Here is a 486-nt window from a genome sequence, read left to right on the forward strand (position 1 = left end):
CCCGCCGCGATCTCGACGTTGGCCGAGGCCGCCGAGGCCGTGAAGCCGTCGCCGCGCCGGCCGACCCGGGCGCCGTCGTAGGCGCGCGCCCCGTCGAGCAGGTTGAGGGCCTGCGCCCGCCGCACCGCCGCCCGTGGCGCGAGCCAAGCGAGCGCCTTGAGCGCGGAGGCGGTGCGCGACATCGGCTCAATCCCGGCTGAAGCTGGCGTAGGTGGTGCGGATCGGCTCGGGCTGCGTTCCGACCTGGGCGGCGATCTCGTCGCGCACGGAGCGCATGTCGGAGAGCGAGCGGTAGGTGACTTCGCGGTTGTCCGCGAAGCGCACCTTGCTCGCCCCCGTGGCGATCGCCTCGTTGATCGCGTCGAGATCGGCTTGGGTCCAGGGCATGGCGGGCTCTCAGAACCAGTCGGAGGTGTCCCGCCCGAACCAGTCGGCGGCTTGCGCCGCGGCCGGTTCAGGGGCGGGACACCTCCGACTGGTTCTGAG

The 486-nt window shown here is 73.3% G+C and carries 2 protein-coding genes; both read right to left on the reverse strand.

Features of this window, described 5'->3' with window-relative positions; all coding sequences use genetic code 11:
- On the reverse strand, positions 1-182 hold a 182-nt coding region (locus AX737_RS20785; RefSeq protein WP_197430658.1), incomplete at its 3' end, for a hypothetical protein.
- A 4-nt stretch (positions 183-186) separates the two neighbouring features.
- On the reverse strand, positions 187-387 hold the full coding sequence (locus AX737_RS20790; RefSeq protein WP_066924555.1) for a hypothetical protein: 201 nt from the start codon (positions 385-387) through the stop codon (positions 187-189).
- Positions 388-486 lie beyond the last annotated feature (99 nt).

The organism is Methylobacterium sp. CCH5-D2 (assembly GCF_001556475.1).
Taxonomy (GTDB): Bacteria; Pseudomonadota; Alphaproteobacteria; order Rhizobiales; family Beijerinckiaceae; genus Methylobacterium; species Methylobacterium hispanicum.